Source organism: Thalassotalea atypica, from assembly GCF_030295975.1.
Classification (GTDB): domain Bacteria; phylum Pseudomonadota; class Gammaproteobacteria; order Enterobacterales; family Alteromonadaceae; genus Thalassotalea_F; species Thalassotalea_F atypica.
Map to the genome: position 1 here is coordinate 3,926,659 of NZ_AP027364.1, position 22,274 is coordinate 3,948,932.

Genomic DNA, 22,274 nt, shown 5'->3' on the forward strand with positions numbered 1-22,274 from the left:
TTTTGTGACACTACTTTGATGACAATTAAGGTACAGAAAACAAAAAAGAGGATGATATATCCTCTTTTTAATCTTTATCATACAGTATTTTTAATTAACTGCGATAGCTTCTGTTTCACTCGTAGTTTCAGGCTGATTTTTCTTACGTTTGAAGACGTTGCGAGCATCTTCTATGACCAGATATAGTGCTGGAATCATCACTAATGTCACTATCGTCGCAAACAACACACCAAACGCTAGAGATACCGCCATTGGGATCACCATTTTCGCTTGCATGCTAGTTTCCATCATAATCGGCACTAAGCCAATAAAGGTGGTTAATGATGTCAGCAAGATTGCTCTAAAGCGGCGACAGCCAGAATACACCACCGCTTCTCGTAGCGGGATACCTTGCTCACGCGACTTATTAACGTGGTCAACCATCACTAAAGAGTCATTAATGACCACCCCTGCTGCCGCAATGATACCGAACATAGACAGAACGTTTAAATCCATCCCCAGTGCCATATGGCCGATCATTGCACCAACAATACCAAACGGAATTACCGTCATTATCATTAATGGCTGAGAGTACGACTTCAACGGTACCGCAAGTAAAGTGAATATCACCATCAAAGACAAGACAAAGTCACGCATTTGCTTATTCGCACTTTCCATCTCTTCTTGGATACGTCCAGACACTTCACTTTGTACTTGTGGGTACTTTCTCAATAACTCAGGTAAATATTCGTCACGTATCTCTTTGGTCACTTCAAACGGTTCAACTTGTGCGGCATCAACGCTGCCCCAAATATTGATTGTTCTGTTACCATTTTCGCGACGAATACGTGTCACACCGTCATGCAAAGAAATATCTGCCAATTCTGATAAAGGTAACTCAGCACCGTTTGGTGCTTGGATCATCACATCATCAACATGACCCACAGAACTGCGTTCATCGAGCGGGTAGCGTACCATGACCTTAATCTCTTCACTTTCACGTAAAATACGTTGTGCTTCTAAGCCATAAAAACTGTAGCTCACTTGAGAAGCGATATCAGACAAGGTCAATCCCATACTGTATGCCAAAGGCTTCAAGGTAAACTGAACTTCTTTAGCACTGGTTTGACGACTATCATTAACGTCACCAACACCTTTTAAGCTATTCAATTTAGCTTTTAGCTCTTTGGCTGCACCTAACAGCTGACGGTCATCGGTACTTTCTAATCTAAAGCTAATATCGCCATCATCACGGCCACCACCGAATAAATTATCATCAATATTGAAACGTTTGACACCTGGTAGTGGCGGGATAGCTTTACGCCATAAATCAGCCAGTTCAAAGGTATTCATTGCACGGTCTTTAGGTTCTACTAACTTCACCATGATACGGCCACTTATCCGGCTGCGAAGATCAACTTGCATATCGGCAATCATTGGTTTGCCATGCTCTGCTTCGATTTTCTTATCAACATCGTAAAGGATTTTTTCTAATGTTAACAAAGTATCTAGCGTTGTTTTCTCAGCAGTATCTGTGTTCATTTCCACTGCAACACGCGGGAAGTCATGAGGTACTTTAGGCTGACCAATAAAGCGCACCAAACCACCTGCGTATAAGCCTGCACTGATCAATAAGATACTGATGAAAAAAGTCATCACACCATAGCGATAATGCAAAGCGGTTTCTAAAAATGGTTTGTATTTGTTTTCAATGAAACGCTTTAAACCATTGTCTAATGCTTGACGGAAACGGTGCAGTGGATTTTTAGGGTTTACGGGTTTATTTTTCATTCTGACCAAATGCGCTGGTAAAATTAGCTTCGACTCAACCAATGAGAACAATAAACAAAATATCACCACGAAACCGATAGACTTACTCCAAGCAGAGCCCGGTCCATCCCCTAAAATTAGAGGAAAGAATGCTGCGATTGTAGTTAATACACCAAAGGTGGCAGGCATAGCAACGCGTTTTACGCCGCGAATAACGCTTTCTGTAGAATGGCCGCTTTTTTCAATTTCAGAATGGGCACTTTCACCCATGACTATTGCATCATCAACCACAATACCTAGAACTAAGATAAAGGCGAATAGGCTAGTGATGTTAATTGTTACGTTAACAAATTCCATTGGCATAACCAGTAACGTACCTAAGAAACATACCGGTAAGCCCATCATGACCCAAAAGGCTAAGCGAACGCGTAAGAATAGTGCCAACATTAAGAATACAAGCACCGCACCACTTTTCATGTTGTCTAACATCATATCTAGACGACCTTCTAAGTAATACGTTAAGTCTACCCAAGTTTCTAATTTAACACCGTCTGGTAGCTCTTTTTGCTTTGCTAGAACATATTTATTCATTACGTCAGCTACATTGGTAATGCTCTGTTCACCTGCCGCGCCAACAAAAAATGTAACGGAATTTTTTCCGTTAAATTTTGAGTATTGAATACCTTCTTCAAAGCCATCAATAATGGTTGCAACTTCACCTAATAATATTTTAGTTCCGTCGGTCAAGGTAATTAGTGGAATAAGCTCAAACTCATGTCCTTTGTACGCTTGGTTTTCAACGCGAAGGTTGATATAGCCATTTTGAGCACGGATTTGACCTGCTGACATATTGCGTGAGTAGCTTCTTACCGCTGTTGCAACATCATTAAAGCTTAGTCCGTATTCACGTAGTTTATCTTTACTGACTTCAATAGATATTTCGTACCCCAATCCACTATAGAATTCAGAGATATTAACCAGCGGTTGTTGTTGGATTTCATCGTGAATTTTCTTACCTAACTCTTTCAGCTCTTTAAATGTCAGGTCGCCATACAAACTGATGTACATCACTTCTTGTTTGAATTGTTCACGTTCTACTTTAACGCGCTCCATGCCATCAGGAAAAGTTGAAATGCTGTCAATCTTCGATTTCACTTCATCCAAAACAACCAGTGGATCGTATCCTTCATCAACACGGAACCAACCGTTAGAAAAATTCCGATTGGAATAAGTAATAACACGGTCTAGCCCTTCAACAGACTCTAACGATTCCTCAATTTTAATGGTGATCCCTTCTTCGACTTCCTGTGGTGCTGTGCCAGGATACACCGCACTAAAACTGATCCAGTTACTTTCAAATGGAGGGAACATTTGTTTACTGATAGTACCTGCGGTTAACAAACCACCGATAATGATAAATATCATCAACAAGTTTGCTGCAACACTATTGCGCGCAAACCAGGCGATAAGACCTTTATGTGTGTCGTCTTTCTCGATAGCCGTCATTAGCCTACTCCTGAATACTTGCTATTTGGGTATCAACGACGCTTTGTTCTGGTGTTTGCTCTTCATCTTTTGGCAAAGCCAGCGCCATACCATTAATTGGGTAGTCTAACGCCGATGTAATCATTCGGTCACCGGTTGATAACCCATTGGAAATAATAGAATTCGCGCCATCTTGACGGATAATTTCAACCTCGGCGAAGTGCAGTTTTGACTCATCATTAAGCAGGGCAATGCGACCATCCGAAATTAGATAATTAGGAATGACGCTTGCCTGAGCCACTTCAATACCAAAAATAGCGGCGTTTACATACGAACCAAAGCGCAATTCTGTTTTTGATTCATTTAATCCGTAAGGGTCTTTTATTTCTGCGACAAGGTAACCCATACGACTCTTGTTATCGACAACCCCTTCATTTCGAGCAACATGTGCAGACCAAAATCTTTGAGTGCCCGAAAATGTACCAGAGAGTTGAACTTGAGCCTGTTGTCCTTGGTCAATCAAGAATTTCAATTGATTATCCGCTACAGGTAATCTTACTTCAGCTATCGCGGTGCCTAGTACTTTACCAATATCAGAGCCAACCGTGACAAATGAGCCCAAACCAACATGACGTGACTCGATCATTGCATCATAAGGTGCTCTGATTTCAGTACGTTCGAGGTTACGCTGTGCACGTAAGATAGTTGCTTTTGCCGATTTAACATGTGCAAGTTCTTGTGCAAGCTGAGGCTTACGTAAACTTAGCTCCGTTGGAGCACTGTGAGTAATGCGCTTCCATTCCGTTTCGGCAACTTTACTTTTCGCTCGTTCAGTTTCTAACGAAGCAAGTGAGGAAGCGTGATTGGCTTGAGCATCAAGTAAAGCCGCTTCATAGTCACTTGGGTCTATTCTTGCCAGCAGCTGACCTTTTTTGACGAATCCACCACGAACAAATGCCTCAGACAATTCAACGATCTCTCCACTGATTTGTGAAACAAGGCGAGTTTCATATTTCGGCATGACAATGCCGTGGGACTTAACCGTTAATTGCATTGACTCAACGGTAATCTGCTCTACAGCAACAATTGGCGTATTATCAACTTCTGCTTTCTCTTCAGGTGGTTTTTTCATTGCAGAAAAACCAACAAAAGCTAATACACCAGCAGCTAATATCACAATAGGGACGATGATCTGTTTTTTCCGTGCCACTTTACTATCCTCAATTTTTATTCTTTGTACGCTCAATGTTTCAATATGTTAAGAATATCGAATTAAGTACATACAAATTGAAATGGTTTGTAACTGTCTATTACAAAAACTGAGCCGAAATGGGAAAAACAATAAAAATTCTACAAAAAACTTTATAAAAAACCTTTAATACAACTACTTACAGTCATATAAATACGAATAAATAGAGACGACAAAGCACCTAATCTGATTGTTACTGGAATAGCGGTTTAGTGGTTTTAACCACATTTTAAACTTTTATGAAAATATTTCGGCGATAAAGCCAATAAAGTACACCCCACTGCAACAACAAAATCACGCAGATTTCCAACAGTGACGACCAACCTTGCGGTAATGCACTGATCCATCCACCAGCCAAGCTGTGTGCACTAAACTTCCAATTGACCAAGCTTGCACTCAAATAGATGACGATGGAATTCATGCCGATCACCGCAAAAAATTTCGCCCAAAACTGCCACGCTAGTACATCAATAAGTAAATAGAATACAGCCAACAACAACACACTGTAGCCACAAGTCACTAACACAAAAGAGCTTGTCCATAGGCTTTTATTTATTGGAAATACCATTCCCCACGCAAAACCAATTGCTAACAGACAACAGCCAACAATAAGCAAATGCATAAATAACGTATTGGCGCTCTGCTGCATTTGTTTCATGTAGCGACCGACAAAGACGCCTGCCATGGCATTGATTACTGATGGAATATTTGAGAGCAGTCCTTCAGGATCCATTGGCAGATTTCGATACGTAGCACCGGGTAGAAAGTGTTGATCAAACCATACATTGAGTGACAAGGTTGCACTGTAATTTCCGGCACCGTAGTCGCCAATAGTGACAAAGCTTAATAGCAACCAGTAACCAATTAATACACTAATACTGACGATCCATTGCTGCCTAATGGTTAAATGCCAAACCAGTAAGATAGCCACAAACCATGCTACTCCTATACGCCCAAGTACACTTGCAAATCGAACCTCATCTGGGTTTGGTGGTACACCAGTTCCCCAGCCATGGTTGTATATTACCCCCAACAGCAACAATAGAAAAAGGCGCTTAAATGCGTGTTTGTATTGCTGTGTTCTTTGGTGTGGTGAATACGACTTTATTGGCTTTGCCGCGATACCAATACTGACGCCAGATAAAAATATGAATAACGGAAAAATTAAGTCATAGGCGGTAATACCATGCCAAGCGCTGTGTTTCATTTGTTGGTCAAATAGCTCCAAGCATGACCATCCGGTGATTACAAACAACGCAGCAAAGAGGCCTTCTGCCCCCATGATCCAGAACATATCAAAACCACGTAGAGCATCAACAGACAACAATCGTTTAGGCTTTGTGGGGGTTTCTGGTGCAATTTCGGGCATGACTTGAGACATAAAGTGCTTCAACCTAGCGTTTAATAAACAAGCTTTCACTCGTTGGTTCGGACAGTAATGACAACGTTGTCATTTATGTTATTCGCTTCATCTGAAAATAGCAATCTTTACTCACTCAATTGTTTACGTATAGGGTAAGTTGTAAAGATTTGCTACATTTTATTGCTTGTGAAATCATTGCTGAGCATTAGTATTAAAGCAAAGGAGTTCAATATGCTTAAAAAAATTCAGCAGTTTTTGGCGTCGTTAAATGAAGCGTCAGAAAACGCACAACCAGCCCATAGCTTAGAGACATCCTGCGCGGTTCTTTTATGCGAAGTAATGAAGGCAGATGGGTTAATGGCCGATGAAGAGCAGCAACATATGGCAACAGTGCTAATGCGAGAATTCACACTAACCCCTATTGAAGTCGACGATGTTATCGAGCAAGCAATATACTTGAGTGAAAATGCTACTGATTTTTATCAATTCACTTCAACTCTCAATCAACATTACAGTACTGAGCAACGAGTAAAAATGATCGAATTACTGTGGCAACTTGCATACTCTGACGGCGAACTGTCTAGCATTGAAGAGCACATCATCCGAAAAATCGCCGATTTACTCCACCTACGCCAAAGTGAATTTATCCAGACTAAGTTAACCAGCGCGCCACCTGTTCAAGAATAAATATGTCATAAACTACCAATAGCTTGGCTTTATCAGGTAAAATAGTGCTTTATTTTTCCAACAAGAACCCCTTATGGCTGACATTGGCAGATTTAATACTTTAAACGTCATCGCACTGACGGCAAACGGTGCTTATTTAGACGGAGGCGAGCAAGGCGAAATTTTGCTCCCTAACCGCTATGTGCCTGAAAATTGTCAGCCGGATGATAAAATTGAAGCGTTCATATACGCCGACTCTCTCGACCGCCTTGTTGCCACTACTGATAAACCATTAGCGCAAGTAGGTGAATTTGTTTCATTAAAAGTAGTGCAGGCAAATAAACTTGGCGCCTTTTTAGATTGGGGCTTACCAAAAGATTTGTTAGTACCAAAAGCACTTCAACACAGCCCGATGGAAGTAGGAAAGCGTTATTTAGTACGTGTTTTCTTAGATCAAAGAACAGAACGTATTGCCGCCACCAGCAAACTAGATAAATACCTAGATATTTGGCCAGCAGATTGCAAAGAAGGTGATCAGGTTGATTTGGTCATTGGCGGCAAAACAGATTTAGGTTACAAAGCCATTGTTAATCACCTAAACTGGGGCTTAATCTATGACAATGAAATCCATCAGAAAATTTTTGTTGGTCAACAACTCAAAGGTTACATCAAAAAAGTGCGTGAAGACGGCCGCATCGACTTATCCTTAGCCCGCTCAGGTAAAGGTAAAGTGATTGATTTTACCGATAAATTCATCAGCTATTTAGCCAACAATGATGGCGTAAGCCACATTAATGACAAGTCCAGTCCACAAGAAATATCTAGAGTATTTGGTGTCAGTAAGAAAGCCTTTAAAGCAACTGTTGGCCACTTATTAAAGCAAGGTAAGATTACCATTGAAGCAGATGGCATTCACTTGAAATAACATAACTTCAATCGAATAAAAAATGCGGCTAAGTGGCCGCACTTTTTATCTCTACTACATTTCAAATACGCCTAGAAACTGCCTCGAATACCCAAGCTAATGCTACGTCCTGGCAATGGCGCATCTTCTTTTAAGAATGATGAATGCACCCGTGCTTCTTCGTCCGTTAAATTTTGCCCTTTGACAAAAACTATCGTATCAGATGCCCAGTCACTATCGCTCACCCCGCTTAAGTAGTAATTAAAGTTTGCATCGAGCATGGTGTAGCTATCGGTACTAGTTTCATATGCCGCAATATCGTTTTGCTCAAAATAGTGGCTGACAGACAGCTCAGCAGCATATTGTTCTGCTTGGTAGTTTAATTGTCCACCGACACGCATTGGCGGAATTCGTGGTAAGTTACCACCATCAGAAAGTTCAGCACGGATATAATCACCAAACACCGTCGCTTTTAATGATGAGGTGACTTGATAAACAAATTCGGCCTCTAGACCATAAAGGTCAACGTCATCTTGACGATAGACAAACACAGGTAATCCCTCTTCTTCACCGTGATCTTCTTCTACCGCGTTATGTTCGTCGTGATCGTGGCCACCTTCCATAAATAAACCCGTATCTTGCTGATAGTAGTAATCCTCAATATGGTTGTAGAAGGCGCTGACAACGAAGCCGAAATCACCTTCAAATTTACGCCAAGTCATATCAAGGTTATAAGAGGTTTCAAGTTCTACATCTTGGTTGCTTACTTCAATATCTAGGTGGTCACCATGCGGCTCAACTTCATATAAAGCACCGACTTCAAAAGTATTAGTACCTATGTGAGGACCATTTGAGAAAAGCTCGGCGGCTGAAGGTGCTCGTTGAGAAAACGAGGCAGAAAATCCTAAATTGTAACCTTGCTGATAATCCCAAACTAAACCAACAGATGCACTGACTGGGGTAAAGTCTTGCTTTTCAATATCATGATGTTCTTCTTCATCATGTTCGTCGTGCTCCTCTTCATGCTCATTATCATGCATACCAAATGGTTCTATTTCAACATATTCAACTCGTGCACCAAGCTGTAACAACCATTGTTCATTTAAATGATTTTCTTCTAACCAAGCAAAGGCAAATGACGTTGTAGATGAAGGGGGCGTAAAAGCTTCTTCACCAAGCGCTTCAAAATCACTGTCTTTAAAATGCAGTGTCCAAGCACCGTTCCAGCCATTCCATTCTTGATGATAGACATCAACACGGGCTTCAATACTTTCATTTTTAAAGGTTGTGCCAACTTCGCCATTCTCAATTTCTTGATGTTGGTAGTCTGTGTACGCAAATTTCGACGCCAAGCGACTTAAGAATTTATCATCAAAATTTAAATCACTGATCATCTGAAAACGATTCTGCTCTAAGTCAGCAAAAACATTTTCTTCTACATGTTCTTCATCTTCATGACCTTCTTCTTCATGTTCCTCTTCATGATGACCATGGCCTGGAATACCGTATTCACGATCCATTCGTCCGTATGAAAAACCTATAAAACCATTTTCTAAAAGATAACTTGTACCAATGGTAAAACCTGAAGATTTTGATGCACTGTTCGCTAACGTGCCTTTTTCGCCTTCATGTTCATCATGCTCTTCTTCATGTTCCTCCTCATGGTCGTCATGTTCGTCTTCTGATGTGGCATAACCTGGAATGTCGTAATCATTAGATTCACGCCAAAATCCGTCAAGGTGTAAGGCAACTTGTCCACTACCTGTATTTAGCGCAAATGACGCCTCATTTTCATCGGCAACATCGTTGTGTTGGAGTTGCCATTCAGCCATCGTATCGGTGCTGGTCGGTACGCGATTATCCACAATATTGACCACGCCACCTATTGCGCCACTGCCATAAAACAAAGTCGCTGGGCCACGAAGCACTTCAATTTGTGTCGCAGTGCTCGTTTCGCTTGAAACAACATGATCTCCGCCAACACGAGAAGCATCCCCCACATCTAAGCCATTTTGACTGATCAATACCCTTGGGCCATCAAGGCCACGAATGATTGGACTACTTGAAACCGGTCCGTAATAACTCGAGTGAACACCAACTTCATTCTTAAGCGTTTCACCAAGGGTTGATGCTTGTTTTAGTCTTAATTCATCCGCAGAAAGAACATTAACGGGTAATGCCGACTCAATAGTCGACGAATGAAGCGGCGTGGCATGGACATCAATAATTTCCATCACCGTGTCATTTAAGCTAATTTCTAAACCACTGATGTCTTGACCAGCCACGGTAATCTTTTGATTATAATGAGAAAAGTTTTCCGCACTCACATGAAGTTCAGTAATACCTTCGGCGACATTTTTTAGTTCAAAGTTACCTTGTTCGTCACTAAAAACATGTGTTTTTTCTTGATCTAGATGTATTTCTGCAAAAGCTATAGGCTGACCGCTTTTATCGATAATTTTTCCTGTGATAGTTTGCGCCCACACAGGCGATGACACGAAAGATGAGATAGCAAAAGCCGCCATCAATTTATTGAATTTCATTTTTTTAACCTTGAATAATATTTCACGAAAGTCGTCAAACCGTTCGTTTTATAATTTTAATATTTGTGTTTGTCGTATTCAGGTTAAAAAAGGCGGGGCACGCAACTGTGGTAATCGGTAATATTGCGCAACATTTACTGCAGGCTTGCTAAAAGTGAGTAATGCATATTGACTAAAATCGGCAAAAGCGCCAACCAAATCAACATCTTCTACTCTATCTAAAGTGTTGTAGCATAAGTGACAATCAACGTCAGCGCCAAGATGTAAAAATGTTTCATTATCACCAGAAACATCACGTTCTAGTACTAATGCATTGAGACCATGACTTCCATGAGAAAATAACGCACATAACCACACAGTCAGTATAAACTGACTAAATATTTTCATATTTTTGTTGTGGATAGACATTACTTCATGGTTATCGGAGTTAAGAGTAACGTGATAATATAACACTACTGAACAATTCTCAACGAAATAAGATAACTGGAGTTTAATTTGAGGTGAAAGGTAATAAGTGGAGAATTAGTACTAGACATTTAGCTCAAAGCAGAAGACAGTGAACTCACAACAATATTGCATTAATATCCTATAACAAAAGCAAAAACAGAGAAATACAATGAGCTTCTACCCATTATTTATCCCCATGTTAGCGATGATGTTATTAACCATGATCGTATGGTTTTATATGTACACCCTGCGCCTTAACTACGTCATGAAAGCCCGCATACATGCAGATAAATTGCACGCACCAGAGCAAGTTTCATTATTACTGCCCGATCACGTTAATGCGCCATCGAACAACTTAAAGAATCTATTCGAATTACCGGTGCTGTTTTACGGTGTGATCTTAGTGGCGAGTCAAATTCCAGATCACTCTATCATCAGTAACTTAGCCGCTTGGTCATTTTTGTTTTTTCGAGTGATCCACTCCATTATTCATTGCAGCAACGGTAAGGTGCTCGCAAGGTTTATCGTATATGTTCTTTCATCACTGTCATTATTCGTACTTATTGCCAATGTTCTCTTGAGCTTGTTTAATCAGCAATAGCGAAACTAGCAGACAACAAAGCAGCCTTTAATGCTGCTTTGGGTTGAGGATAACACCTTATAGGAATAAATAATGTGAGCAAGGCAATGGTTAAGTAAGCTTGTCGTTGAAAAACGATAAGGTTCGTTGCCATGCTAATGCTGCGTTTTCTTTATCGTATCGTCCGGTTGAATCATTGTGAAAGCCATGTTTAGCGTTTTCATACATATGCATTTTATATGGCACACCGAGTGCTTTTAAGTCAGCTTCATAACCCGACCATGACTTATTCACTCGCTCATCTAAAGCGGCTAATTGAATAAGCAGTGCCGCCTGTATGTTTTGCCTTAATTCGGCTTTAGCAGGCGTACCGTAAAATGGCACACCAGCACTCAGTAAATCAGACTCTACGGCGGCGAGGTAGTTGACAATATAGCCGCCAAAACAAAAGCCTACTGCACCTAACTTTCCGTTACTGCGTTGATGCGATTTTAAAAATTTTGCTGCGGCAATAAAGTCTTGTTGTATTTTATTGCGATCCATCGAGCGCTGCATAGCTCGACCTTCATCGTCATTACCAGGGTAACCACCTAATGGATAGAGCGCATCTGGTGCAAAGGCCAAATAACCCGCTTTTGCCAAGCGGCGTGCCACATCTTTAATGTAAGGGTTTAGACCCCGGTTCTCATGAACCACCAACACCACAGGCAAATCGACATCAACGTTCGTGGGAGTAACTAAATAACCTTGTCCTTTGCCATGGCCGAGTGGCGAGTCAAAGGTCTCATATGTTGCTTTGATATCCACATCGTTAAAAGAAACTTGCTCTGCTAAGGCATAATTTGGTAGTAAAGCGGAAGTCAGCACACTCATCGAATAACCAACGGCGACCAAAGTGCCCAGTTTTTTCATGAAAGTGCGGCGATCCATACCACCATGTGCATATGAGTCGTACCAATCAAATGCTTCTTGTGGAATATCGCTTTTTATTTTTGCTAGCATGGTTACCTCAAGTAAGTTATTTATTACTCCGCTAGTAAACATATAACTACCTAAGCTGTTTCGCAAAAAATAAATTTTGTCGCCAATGCCGAATTCAGCCAACGCTATGGTTAAAGCGTAAAAAATTCACTAAAGACTTTGTAAAGCTCTGTCCCTTGATTAACGCTCGCCGACGCAAAATGCAATATTGGTAGCACCTCATGGTCAAGTGAGATGTAATGCAGTGCATCACCATCACCGTAATTGTCCATCCGTAAAATACGTGCCAAAGGCTCCCCAGCTTTTAATGGTTTGCCAAACTCAGCCAAATAATCCACCATGCCACCCATTGGCGAATAAAAGGCTTTGTAGTCTTTTAGATAACAGGCATAACGGATCATTTCATCTGGCACAAAGTCTTGCTGTCCATTCGGCTTTACTACGCCTTTGTACTGTAGATAGCACAAAATACTTTTGGCGTCGGTGAGAGCAATATCTAGATCAATTTGTTCTTGTGAACCAAGCTCCACAGTGAAGCTTTCTTTATTGAAATTAATGCATCTACCTTTGGCTTTAAACGCTTCACTTAAACTCCACCACGGACAAAAAGTCGACTCATCTAATGCGCCATCAAACTCATTGGGGATAAGTAGGGTGTGTTCAATATTAAAGTGTTTGGCACTCTCTTTGGCGTATTCTGGGCAGTATAAATGCTTACTTGATATAGGACCAGTGTGCAAATCTAAGACCAGATCCGCTTGGTGCGCGAGCTTTTGCAACTGATATGCGATACGTTGTCCCGTAGTTAGGCCAAATATGTTGTGATCAAGCTGCTCGTTGATATCATCCAATAACGATTGTTTAAATGCTTGCTCAATTTCCCTATCACTCTCTTCGATATATTGTTCGACTGCCACATCAACCAACTTAGGATTATTGTGGTACATACGATTCCAGTTTACACCGGTGATAGGGTCAAAGCGGCCAAGTGTATATTCACCGTTTTTATGATTACAGCCAACTGGATTGGCGTACGGCACTAATGTGACATCAGCAAATAGTTCAATATTGCCAATTAACTCAAGCAATTGATAAATAACCGCATTACCTTGTACTTCAGCGCCATGCATATTTGCTTGAATATAGACACTGGGCGCATCTGTAGCCCCTTGTGCTGTGAATTTGTATACAGGTACCGTCAACTGAGCGCCGCTAGCCATTTCACCAACGTGCATCACATCTTTAATCACTTTATTTTGCGTTTGATTATTCATTTGTTATCTTTAAGTTTTTATAGCTCGAATCAATTACTTGTGAGCTAACGTAAATACCAGCTCGCTGGCTGTTGTGCTCTTACCTGTATAAGCTTGCCTTGCTCAAATACATACTCAGCAGCAATCTCATGACACAAAAAGAATGGCATGCTTTCAGTAAATCCATATGCACCACAAAGACCGAACACAAGACTATCATCTACCGAACAATCGTTTGGTAATGCAAGTTTACCTAGATGATCTAAGCTGGTGCACAGCGGGCCATGAACATCAAATGGTTCGCTTGCCGCATTTGAGTCTCGCAACAGCGATGCAGGAAAAGGTTGGTCGGTTATCGCTGGTCTTATCAAATGATTGATGCCCGCAGCCAGCACTAGTTGCTGATGTTCAAAGTTGTTTTTACGATCAACAACCGGCGAGACGTAATAGCCACAATCGGCCACCGCATATCGTCCTAACTCCAACCAGAGCTCGTCTACTTTGGCCTTTCGTTTGACATCAGCCAAATCTGACATCGCTTGTTGCCAGCTAATACGTTCACCTGAATTCAGATAATCTACACCAAGCCCGCCCCCCAAATCGAGCACTTTTAGCTCCATGCCAATAGCGGAAGCCAGTGTGGTCAAAGGCTGAACCATTTGTTGCCACAACGAGTACATTTTGGCATTGCTTAGCATGTTGCCCCACTGAAAAATGTGCAATCCACACAAATCAAGCGACGGATAGTCCGCCACCTGGATTCGCTGCCACTGTTCACAGCCAAGTCCGAATGGCGTCACGGCGTTGCCACCTAGCGGGTTTTTATCTCCTTCAGGCCATTGTAGCTGCACACGCAGCAACACTGTTGGCTTAGTTATCGTAGATGAAGACTCGACGACTTCTTGCAACCATTGCAGTTGATTGATGCTTTCAACGACAAAGGTTGTGACGCCTTTCTCTAAAAAAAGACGCAATTGCTGCTTCGATTTGGCTGGACCGGTGTTGAGAATACGCTTAGGTTCAATATCTTGAGCCAATACATGATCAAGCTCTCCTTTACTGGCTACATCAAAATTGATCCCACTTTGGGATACTGAACGCAGAATGCTCGACAACGGGTTGGCTTTTACCGCATACCAAAGCTTTACAACGCTCTGATCAGTGAGGCATTGCAAATGCTGATTGAGTTTATCTAAATTATAAACGAAATAGCCATTTTCTTGCTCATCATCCAAAGTGGATTGCATTGCACTGTGCTGCTGCAATGCACTTTTTAGTTTTGGCTCAATCATGTTCATTATCTTAATACCGACTCCAATTCGAGCGATGCGTCACTTTGCTCATCACGATATTTCACAATTAACGCACAAGCCATGTTCAATCCTTGCTGCTTCGCCCATTCTCCATCGATAGGACGAGTCCCAGGAATCACTACCGCACGCTCTGGAATAGGCTCACCTTTTTCTAGACGGCGATTATTGACTAGATCAAATACCGGCACAGATGCTGACAGCGATACGCCGGGGGCTAATACCACACCTTTTTTGATCACAATGCCTTCAACCACCACCACTCCAGCACCTAAAAATGCATCGTCCTCAATAATCACAGGACTTGCACCAATTGGCTCTAGCACGCCGCCTATTTGTACCGCAGCCGATAAGTGAACATTTTCACCAATTTGTGCACATGAGCCAACTAAGGCATGGCTATCAACCATAGTGCCTTTACCGACATAAGCACCTACATTGATATACGCTGGCGGCATGATAATGACACTAGGGGCGACGTATGCACCGGCTCGTACCGATGAGCCACCAGGCACTAAACGAACACCATCATCGCGACTAAATTCTCTGGCAGGTAAATTATGTTTATCAACAAATCCTTGGTAAATCCCCGAAAACTCTTCATTTTCTCCAGCCTTAAATGCAGATAAAATGGCTTGCTTCGCCTCAATATTAGCGTGCCAATTTCCGTTTCCATCCTGATTTGCGGCTCTCACTTCGCCGGTCTGTAGTTGTTCTAGTATTTCTTTCCAATCTGACATGTTCTTTCTAAAACCTTATAAATTAAGCTGTTTTTAATACGTTTTGTTGAGATATTTGGCGACTTGAGTATTGTTGATGCCAATGAGTGATTTGCTGATCTGCATGTTCAAGCGACTGATGATTACTCAGCTCTTTATTAGTCAATGGTGGACGTAAAGTGGCGTTAGCAATATCATTATTTTTTGCCATCAATATTTTTGCAGGAATAGGGTTTGAGACAGCAAATAAACTGTCTACTGCATTTTTCCAAACTGGAAAGAGCCCTGTAGTTTCACCTGTTAAACATTGCTGAACATAAGCTCGTGTTTGAATAGGCCAAACATTAGCGGCAACGGAGACCAAGCCTTTGGCACCTTCTTCAACGAGTTTTGGTAACAAGGCGTCTTCGCCACTATAAAGCGCAATGTCAGGGCAAGCTTTTTGGTACTCTTTAAATTGAGCTACATCGCCACTTGCTTCTTTCAGTGCCCAGCATTTTGGGTGATGTTGCAGAGATGCTAAAGCCGATGTAGACAAACTGAGGCCACTTCGTGATGGCACGTTATAGAGCATGCAAGGAAATTTTGCTCTATCAAGCAAAGCTTCAAACCAGAGTTTTTGACCTTCCTCGCCAGGTTTTGCGTACAAAGGACTTCCTAAAAGGTAGGCATCAACAGGTAGCTGATTGCATTGTTCAATCCACTGTAATTGCTCTATAAGTTGAAAGCCGCCCACAGCAACCATTATGGGAACGTTTAATGATAATCCACAAACATACTCAACTATGGTGCGCTGCTCTTCTTGGATTAAAGCAAGACCTTCACCAGTGCTGCCAAGCAGCAAAATAGCATTACCTGCGCTGTTTTGTTGATGAGCAATCTTACCAAGACTAACAAAGTCCACTTTGCCTTGCTGATCAAAAGGCGTGACTAATGCAGTCCATAACGGATATTGCTCAAAAGGGTGTTCAGATGATATTTGATTCATTTCTCTCGAACTCATTTCGTTCGGAGAACTATAAGGCGTTTACAAAACACCTATAGTGAAATCTAAAGGCATTCGTAAAGGCCAGAAGCTCTCCACCTAATTGGTGACAGTCAGCAGGATTCAACCTGCTTAACCGACAAATACATCAATCAAAAATGTATTCATCTCGGCGTTAATCCCCCTCTTTAATGTTCAATGGAGTTTGATCTCCTCACATTAAATACCTGGTTAACGCTCCTCTTCTGACCCTTTTTCGACAATGAAATGACACTTTGAATAAGCGATCACTTCATTTGGAATAAGGAACTGGTGTATTAAACTCGTTTGCGCATTTTTTGTCAATAGACGTCTATACGTTTATTTGCATAAGATATTTATTTACGACATAGCTGAAAAACATACCCGATGATTTAGTAAACACTATAAACCGCCATTTTACTTTTTAGTTCCATACCATCAATTTCAATTTGCCATTTCTGACGAAACTTGACTATTAACAGGTACACAATGTGAATCCTCATATCCAAAAGATATGATTACTGATGAGTGTGCAGGTATGGGTGGCTATCTTAAGGCAAGTTCGCGTAAAATAGCCTACAAACTCGCTTTATTTTATTCATGGCAAATTAACAACATAATGGCACTTTCAAATATCAATCAAATTTTATTAAGAAATATCGAATTACTTGAAGGTTCAAGACCATTACTGATTAATCTTGAAGCCGCTGGTTTAGTTCCAGAGTTATTAGCACATTACCCTGATGCCAGTATCACTTGCTTTAACAATAACTTTTCACAGTATCAAGCGATTAGCGAGCGATTTCCAACCCAGATAGAGACTAGATTTGGTAGTCATTATCAAAGCGAACATTGCCACGATGTTATTGTCATTGCCTTCCCAAAAAGTAAACCCGAGTTAGCATTTACCTTATCGATGATTGCTGATGTTGTGGCAGATGATGCTACCGTTATTTTCGTTGGTGACAACAAGGGCGGAATAAAATCAGTCGCTAAGCAAAGCAGCGATTATATTGACTGCTGCATGAAACAAGACAATGCACGTCATTGTTTGCTGTTTACCGGCCGCTATATCAAGCCAGCACAAGCGTTTAAACTAAGTGATTGGTTCAGTTATTACGAGATCATTATCGCAAACGAGAGCATTAAAATAGCGGCTCTTCCCGGAGTATTTAGCCAAAAAGGGTTAGATAAAGGGACTAAGGTTTTGTTAGATAACCTGCCAGATAAAATTCAAGGCAAGGTGTTGGACTTTGGCTGCGGTGCAGGCACCATCAGTGTCGCATTAGCTAAGCTTTATCCGAATATTAAGTTAACACTGATTGATGTTAGTGCGTTAGCGATAGCAAGTGCAAAAGAAACCTTAGCAATAAATCAACTCAACGGAAGATGTATAGCGTCAGATGGATTAAGTCAGGTATCGGATAGTTTTGACACGATAATTTCTAACCCACCATTTCATCAGGGGTTAAAGACTTACTATGCCGCAACGGAAACTTTTCTTCAGCAATGTACAAAGCATATGACTCCCAACAGCAACTTAATCGTTGTTGCTAACAATTTTTTAAAGTACCAACCGATAATGAGAGAATTTATTGGTGGCACTGAAAAAACGACGATCAGCAATGGATTCACCGTCTACCTCAGTAATCGACAGTAACGTCTGTTAACAGAAAGTGAACTGGTAGTTGAAATAAACGCATTTTTAAACAATCATCTAATCATAGATAACAACATTACGGTTCGTGAAATTAGCATCAATGCCGACAAATAATAAAATACTTTCTTTAAAACACATTTTTATCACCTCGATAGTGTCTTTAACGACATTGTCTTTTTTGGTGACAGCTTCAGTTACTCTTTACTTTATTTTTTCTCACCTTGAAAAAGACTTCAAACAAGACATTATTGAACGTAGCGCTATTACAAGCAAAACAGCTAAAGCCTACCTGATCTCTAAAGATGTTATCGGCTTAGAAAAGAGGCTATCCCGGTTAAGTTCGATATCGAGAATGAATACTGTACATATTTACCACCTCAATAATAATCAAGTTTCTGTCACCTCAAGCTACAACAAAGACTACACAGGCAATCAAGGCATAAGGCACATACCATCACAAATTAATCGAAAAGAACGATTGAAATCTCCACAGATAAACGGCGCTATCATTGAATATATCCAGCCTATAACTGAAGGAAACACGATTATTGGATATGTTTATTTAGAGATGGATCTCCAGTCGCTGCAATCTTTAAAAAACAAAACCTATTTGTGCCTCAGCGTCTGCTTTTTATTCATCTTGTGTTTCTCAATTTTTCTGGCCACCCGTCTACAAAACAAAGTATTTAACTCGGTGGACTCTATTACAACTACCGTGCAAAAAGTGTCACATAAAAAGGCGTTCGATTTACGGTGTGAGATCCAAGATTATCAAGAATTTGAATTACTCGCTCGTAGCATCAACAACATGTTAGCCCGAACAGAAAAGCACGTTAAGCGTCAAGTTGATGCCGAGCAACAAATTTTAAAGTTGAATCATGAGCTTGAGGATAAAGTCAGCCAAAGAACAGAAGCACTAAAAGATTCAAATGAAGAATTGTTATCGACGTTAGAAAAATTACACCAATTCCAGGGGCAACTGGTCGAAAGTGAGAAAATGGCTTCGTTGGGTGATATGGTTGCCGGCGTTGCTCATGAAGTAAATACACCAATAGGCTTAGGCGTCACCGCATCAACCTTATTATCAGACAGGTTAGATGAAATTAAGGAGTGCTTTGACAGTAAAACACTTAAGTCCAGTCAGTTGAAACGATTTTTAGCCGACGGGCAAGAGAATATTGGTATCATTTATCGCAACCTAAACCGTGCTGCTGACTTAATCTCTAGCTTCAAAAAAGTGGCCGTTGATCAGTCGAGCGAAGAAGATCGACAGTTTATGGTGTCTGAACTTATTGATGAGGTTGTATTAACCTTGGCGCCCCAATTGAAAAATTCCCCTGTGACATTAGAAGTAGATTGCCCTGATGAGTTAGTGATCACAAGTAAGCCTGGACCAATCAATCAAATCCTTATCAATTTAATAGTGAACTCATTGATTCATGCCTTTGATGGACAACCCGATGGCACCATAAAAATATGCATTATGGTATTGAGTGGTCAATTACACATTCAATATAAGGACAACGGTAAAGGAGTAGATCAATCAGTAAAAAACAGAATATTTGATCCGTTCATCACCACTAAACGCGGCGAAGGCGGCAGTGGGTTAGGGCTGCACCTCGTTTATAATTTGGTTACTCAAGCTTTAAATGGCAGCATACAGTTTGACAGTGTGGTCAACAAAGGGATCAGCTTTGATATAGTCTTTCCGGTAATTATTGGCAGCAACTAAAAAGAGGAAGTTACAATTTCATAACATATTATTACGTCACTAGTATCCTTTTTTTAATCAACAGAGTTTATTATTAATGGAAAACTTGCTATAAATTAGGGTTATATCGTTATTTTTAATGATAAATGCCTTCGAAAACTATCAATAATTGGACCAACCCATGCACAAAGCTCATATTCTGATCGTAGAAGATGAAGACGTAACACGATTCAACCTTCGCAACTTATTTGAAGCGGAAGGTTACGACGTATCAGAAGCCATAGATGGCGAAGCCATGGATGAGCAATTAAAGAACAATCAAATTAGCCTTGTCATCATGGACATAAACCTCCCTGGTAAGAACGGGTTATTGTTAGCAAGGGAACTGACCAACAACCGTGAGTTAGGCTTAATATTCTTAACCGGTCGAGATAGTGACATTGACAAAATTTTAGGATTAGAAATTGGTGCAGACGATTATCTAACTAAGCCCTTTAATCCGAGAGAGCTGACCATAAGAGCAAGAAATATTCTGAACCGTATTTCAGTGAACAAGTCAGAACAAAGCTCTGCAATTATTACATTCAACGGCTGGGAGTTAGACAGTAATTCTCGTAAAATGACATCACCAGAGCAAGAAACTATTCCGATCCCTCGTGGTGAATTTAGAGCCCTGAAATTATTGATTGATCACGCTGGCCAAATAGTATCGCGTCAGCAGTTAATTAAAGAAATGACAGGCCGTGATTTACGTTCCAATGATCGTACAGTGGATGTTACGATCCGACGTTTGAGAAAACATTTTGAATCGTCAAAAGAAACCCCTGAACTAATCAATACCATCCATGGTGAAGGTTACCGCTTTATTGGCTCCGTATCCTAAATCACACGTTTAAGCAGTGGCTAACCACTGCTTAAACACTGTTATACCCTGGTTATTCAGCTGTTTGAGTTCTTCCAAATAACGCTGTTTTTGTACACTATTATCGCTGGATTTTTCAATCGCCATTATGTGTGCATGAACTTGCTTCACTCCAACACTACCAGCTGCACCTTTCATTTTGTGGGTATGTTGTTCCCACATTGCTTGTGAACCTTCGTTGATTGCCGATTGAATATCTGCTAAATAGATTTCAGATTGACCAATATACATATCTAACATTTTTTGAACTACACTCGAGCCAAGATTATCTAAGTAACCTTGCAGTAAAGCTCGATCAATTATTTCTGAATTTGGCACTGCTACCCACCTTAATCACTGTAAAATGACAGACTAAACACTATTTCAATTGATGTAAATCGCCTTATGCAACAAAAACGTCATGATCTTTCCAGTTTAAACTGCGCTAGATATCTTACTTTTATTGATTTTCGTGTGAATTTCGTTCAGAATAGCCGCCCTTTTTTAATGGTCTGTATGCAATAATCGTATTGCCATGAAAAATAGATGCCTTTAGCTCTTGAAAATCAAGACTCAAGTAGCAATTAACTTAACACTGAAGTACTTAATAGCGGAGTTGTAATGCCAACATCCATGCCAGATATCGCCAACCACACCACAGCACAGACTGAAGGTACGCTGGATTGGGTCGGTATGAGCAATATCGAAATGCCCTTCATGGTGGCGTCAAAAGGCCAAGCTGAACGTATGGTGTCAGCCTACGTGGATGCGTTTGTGAACTTAAAAGAGCCACAGGCTAAAGGCATTCATATGTCTCGCCTTTACTTACTCTTAGATGAACTATCTAGCAACAACGTGTTGAACTATCAAAGCTTAGTCACATTACTTGATGGCTTTATTAGTAGCCACCAAGATTTAAGTGATAACGCCAAAGTAACAATTGCCTTTGATTATCATTTACGCCGTAAGTCATTGATCAGCGGTAAATTAGGTTGGAAAGCATATCCTGTAACTTTGACAGGTCGCTTAGATAAAGGCGTGTTAGATATAGAGCTGGCCATCGATGTTCGTTATTCTTCTACCTGTCCATGCTCAGCAGCACTAGCGAGACAATTGATTCAAAAAGCCTTCACAGATAAATTTACTAGTGAGCAAAATATCAGTAAAGAGACTGTCCATGAATGGCTAGGCAGTACTGAAGGTATAGTGGCTACGCCTCATAGCCAGCGTTCAGTCGCCGAAGTTAAAGTTAAGCTGAACAAATCAATAAGTGACTTTCCTATTACCGATCTTGTAGATCTTATTGAAAGCGCTTTACAAACCCCTGTTCAAGCCGCAGTTAAACGCGAAGATGAGCAAGAATTTGCTCGCCTAAATGGTCAAAACTTGATGTTTTGTGAAGATGCCGCTCGCCGTTTACAACACGCGATGAACTTGGCTGCTGAATTTGATGATTTTTGGCTACGAGTCAACCACTTAGAATCTCTTCATGCTCATGATGCGGTGAGCGTGACAACAAAAGGAATAACGGGCGGATATCAGCCTTAACTCCTTTTCGAAGTTCTCTTAAATATTTTGAAGCCTGTTATCACAACAGGCTTTTTTTTACATTTTTTTGCCACATCACGCATAACTACCCAATATTTCCGTCAAATAACAAAGTGTAATTAAATTACACTAAAAATTCGAGGACATCATGAAAATTACGAATTTTGCTTTGTTTTAAGCCTATTCATGCAATTTATGT

Annotated in this window: 18 protein-coding genes and 1 riboswitch; of the genes, 7 read left to right on the top strand and 11 right to left on the bottom strand. The window is 40.8% G+C overall.

What is annotated here, in order from left to right:
• Nucleotides 1-90 precede the first annotated feature (90 nt).
• From QUE03_RS17695 to nagX, 3 genes are all read right to left on the bottom strand, one after another.
• Nucleotides 91-3,255 (bottom strand): efflux RND transporter permease subunit, encoded by a 3,165-nt coding sequence (locus tag QUE03_RS17695; protein ID WP_286263287.1) that lies wholly within the window; start codon nt 3,253-3,255, stop codon nt 91-93.
• A gap of 4 nt (nt 3,256-3,259) precedes the next feature.
• The gene (locus QUE03_RS17700; protein ID WP_286263288.1) at nt 3,260-4,444 is read right to left on the bottom strand and encodes an efflux RND transporter periplasmic adaptor subunit; all 1,185 of its coding nucleotides are present in this window, start codon (nt 4,442-4,444) and stop codon (nt 3,260-3,262) included.
• 268 nt (nt 4,445-4,712) lie between these two features.
• Nucleotides 4,713-5,864 carry a transmembrane glucosamine N-acetyltransferase NagX gene (nagX, locus tag QUE03_RS17705; protein WP_286263289.1) on the bottom strand — a complete coding sequence of 384 codons (1,152 nt, stop codon included), beginning with the start codon at nt 5,862-5,864 and terminating at the stop codon, nt 4,713-4,715.
• A gap of 213 nt (nt 5,865-6,077) precedes the next feature.
• Here nagX and QUE03_RS17710 point away from each other — a divergent pair, with 213 nt between their 5' ends.
• Nucleotides 6,078-6,533, top strand: a complete 456-nt coding sequence (locus QUE03_RS17710; RefSeq protein WP_286263290.1) for a tellurite resistance TerB family protein — start codon at nt 6,078-6,080, stop codon at nt 6,531-6,533.
• A 73-nt stretch (nt 6,534-6,606) separates the two neighbouring features.
• Complete coding sequence (locus QUE03_RS17715) at nt 6,607-7,437, top strand: CvfB family protein (protein WP_286263291.1); 831 nt, start codon at nt 6,607-6,609, stop codon at nt 7,435-7,437.
• 71 nt (nt 7,438-7,508) lie between these two features.
• On the opposite strand, the gene QUE03_RS17720 is transcribed toward QUE03_RS17715, so the two are convergent.
• Both QUE03_RS17720 and QUE03_RS17725 read right to left on the bottom strand, forming a co-directional pair.
• On the bottom strand, nt 7,509-9,959 hold the full coding sequence (locus QUE03_RS17720; RefSeq protein WP_286263292.1) for a TonB-dependent receptor: 2,451 nt from the start codon (nt 9,957-9,959) through the stop codon (nt 7,509-7,511).
• 78 nt (nt 9,960-10,037) lie between these two features.
• Nucleotides 10,038-10,346 carry a hypothetical protein gene (locus QUE03_RS17725; protein WP_286263293.1) on the bottom strand — a complete coding sequence of 103 codons (309 nt, stop codon included), beginning with the start codon at nt 10,344-10,346 and terminating at the stop codon, nt 10,038-10,040.
• A 229-nt stretch (nt 10,347-10,575) separates the two neighbouring features.
• Here QUE03_RS17725 and QUE03_RS17730 point away from each other — a divergent pair, with 229 nt between their 5' ends.
• Nucleotides 10,576-11,007, top strand: a complete 432-nt coding sequence (locus tag QUE03_RS17730; RefSeq protein ID WP_286263294.1) for an MAPEG family protein — start codon at nt 10,576-10,578, stop codon at nt 11,005-11,007.
• 90 nt (nt 11,008-11,097) lie between these two features.
• On the opposite strand, the gene QUE03_RS17735 is transcribed toward QUE03_RS17730, so the two are convergent.
• The 5 genes from QUE03_RS17735 to dapA form a co-directional block, all read right to left on the bottom strand.
• The gene (locus tag QUE03_RS17735) at nt 11,098-11,988 is read right to left on the bottom strand and encodes a dienelactone hydrolase family protein (RefSeq protein WP_286267909.1); all 891 of its coding nucleotides are present in this window, start codon (nt 11,986-11,988) and stop codon (nt 11,098-11,100) included.
• Between the two features lie 110 nt (nt 11,989-12,098).
• Nucleotides 12,099-13,241 (bottom strand): succinylglutamate desuccinylase/aspartoacylase family protein, encoded by a 1,143-nt coding sequence (locus QUE03_RS17740; protein WP_286263295.1) that lies wholly within the window; start codon nt 13,239-13,241, stop codon nt 12,099-12,101.
• 44 nt (nt 13,242-13,285) lie between these two features.
• Entirely contained in the window at nt 13,286-14,518 is a 1,233-nt protein-coding gene (locus QUE03_RS17745) for a PLP-dependent decarboxylase (protein ID WP_286263296.1), read from the bottom strand.
• Nucleotides 14,518-15,270 carry a 2,3,4,5-tetrahydropyridine-2,6-dicarboxylate N-succinyltransferase gene (locus tag QUE03_RS17750; RefSeq protein ID WP_286263297.1) on the bottom strand — a complete coding sequence of 251 codons (753 nt, stop codon included), beginning with the start codon at nt 15,268-15,270 and terminating at the stop codon, nt 14,518-14,520. The genes QUE03_RS17745 and QUE03_RS17750 overlap by 1 nt, the downstream gene beginning before the upstream one ends.
• A gap of 22 nt (nt 15,271-15,292) precedes the next feature.
• Entirely contained in the window at nt 15,293-16,228 is a 936-nt protein-coding gene (gene dapA, locus QUE03_RS17755; protein ID WP_434020224.1) for a 4-hydroxy-tetrahydrodipicolinate synthase, read from the bottom strand.
• A gap of 86 nt (nt 16,229-16,314) precedes the next feature.
• A riboswitch (Lysine riboswitch) is annotated at nt 16,315-16,487 on the bottom strand.
• Nucleotides 16,488-16,769: 282 nt separating this feature from the next.
• Here dapA and QUE03_RS17760 point away from each other — a divergent pair.
• The 3 genes from QUE03_RS17760 to arcA all read left to right on the top strand — a co-directional run bounded on the left by QUE03_RS17760 (nt 16,770) and on the right by arcA (nt 20,509).
• A complete protein-coding gene (locus tag QUE03_RS17760; RefSeq protein ID WP_286263299.1) occupies nt 16,770-17,915 on the top strand; it encodes a methyltransferase in 1,146 nt (381 codons plus the stop codon).
• Between the two features lie 100 nt (nt 17,916-18,015).
• The gene (locus QUE03_RS17765; RefSeq protein ID WP_286263300.1) at nt 18,016-19,647 is read left to right on the top strand and encodes a HAMP domain-containing sensor histidine kinase; all 1,632 of its coding nucleotides are present in this window, start codon (nt 18,016-18,018) and stop codon (nt 19,645-19,647) included.
• Nucleotides 19,648-19,807: 160 nt separating this feature from the next.
• Entirely contained in the window at nt 19,808-20,509 is a 702-nt protein-coding gene (gene arcA / locus QUE03_RS17770; protein ID WP_286263301.1) for a two-component system response regulator ArcA, read from the top strand.
• Between the two features lie 9 nt (nt 20,510-20,518).
• Here the strand turns inward: arcA and QUE03_RS17775 are convergent, their stop codons facing one another.
• Nucleotides 20,519-20,866 carry an Hpt domain-containing protein gene (locus QUE03_RS17775; RefSeq protein ID WP_286263302.1) on the bottom strand — a complete coding sequence of 116 codons (348 nt, stop codon included), beginning with the start codon at nt 20,864-20,866 and terminating at the stop codon, nt 20,519-20,521.
• Nucleotides 20,867-21,148: 282 nt separating this feature from the next.
• On the opposite strand from QUE03_RS17775, the gene folE2 reads away from it, so the two are divergent.
• Complete coding sequence (gene folE2 / locus QUE03_RS17780) at nt 21,149-22,075, top strand: GTP cyclohydrolase FolE2 (protein ID WP_286263303.1); 927 nt, start codon at nt 21,149-21,151, stop codon at nt 22,073-22,075.
• The last annotated feature ends 199 nt before the right edge of the window (nt 22,076-22,274 follow it).

Coding starts and splice junctions, on each gene's coding strand:
- QUE03_RS17745 (WP_286263296.1), bottom strand. CDS start 14,518: ATGAACATGATTGAGCCAAAACTAAAAAGTGCATTGCAGCAGCACAGT.
- QUE03_RS17760 (WP_286263299.1), top strand. CDS start 16,770: ATGATTACTGATGAGTGTGCAGGTATGGGTGGCTATCTTAAGGCAAGT.
- QUE03_RS17695 (WP_286263287.1), bottom strand. CDS start 3,255: ATGACGGCTATCGAGAAAGACGACACACATAAAGGTCTTATCGCCTGG.
- arcA (WP_286263301.1), top strand. CDS start 19,808: ATGCACAAAGCTCATATTCTGATCGTAGAAGATGAAGACGTAACACGA.
- QUE03_RS17765 (WP_286263300.1), top strand. CDS start 18,016: ATGCCGACAAATAATAAAATACTTTCTTTAAAACACATTTTTATCACC.
- folE2 (WP_286263303.1), top strand. CDS start 21,149: ATGCCAACATCCATGCCAGATATCGCCAACCACACCACAGCACAGACT.
- QUE03_RS17740 (WP_286263295.1), bottom strand. CDS start 13,241: ATGAATAATCAAACGCAAAATAAAGTGATTAAAGATGTGATGCACGTT.
- QUE03_RS17735 (WP_286267909.1), bottom strand. CDS start 11,988: ATGCTAGCAAAAATAAAAAGCGATATTCCACAAGAAGCATTTGATTGG.
- QUE03_RS17750 (WP_286263297.1), bottom strand. CDS start 15,270: ATGTCAGATTGGAAAGAAATACTAGAACAACTACAGACCGGCGAAGTG.
- QUE03_RS17710 (WP_286263290.1), top strand. CDS start 6,078: ATGCTTAAAAAAATTCAGCAGTTTTTGGCGTCGTTAAATGAAGCGTCA.
- nagX (WP_286263289.1), bottom strand. CDS start 5,864: ATGTCTCAAGTCATGCCCGAAATTGCACCAGAAACCCCCACAAAGCCT.
- QUE03_RS17720 (WP_286263292.1), bottom strand. CDS start 9,959: ATGAAATTCAATAAATTGATGGCGGCTTTTGCTATCTCATCTTTCGTG.
- QUE03_RS17715 (WP_286263291.1), top strand. CDS start 6,607: ATGGCTGACATTGGCAGATTTAATACTTTAAACGTCATCGCACTGACG.
- QUE03_RS17725 (WP_286263293.1), bottom strand. CDS start 10,346: ATGAAAATATTTAGTCAGTTTATACTGACTGTGTGGTTATGTGCGTTA.
- QUE03_RS17730 (WP_286263294.1), top strand. CDS start 10,576: ATGAGCTTCTACCCATTATTTATCCCCATGTTAGCGATGATGTTATTA.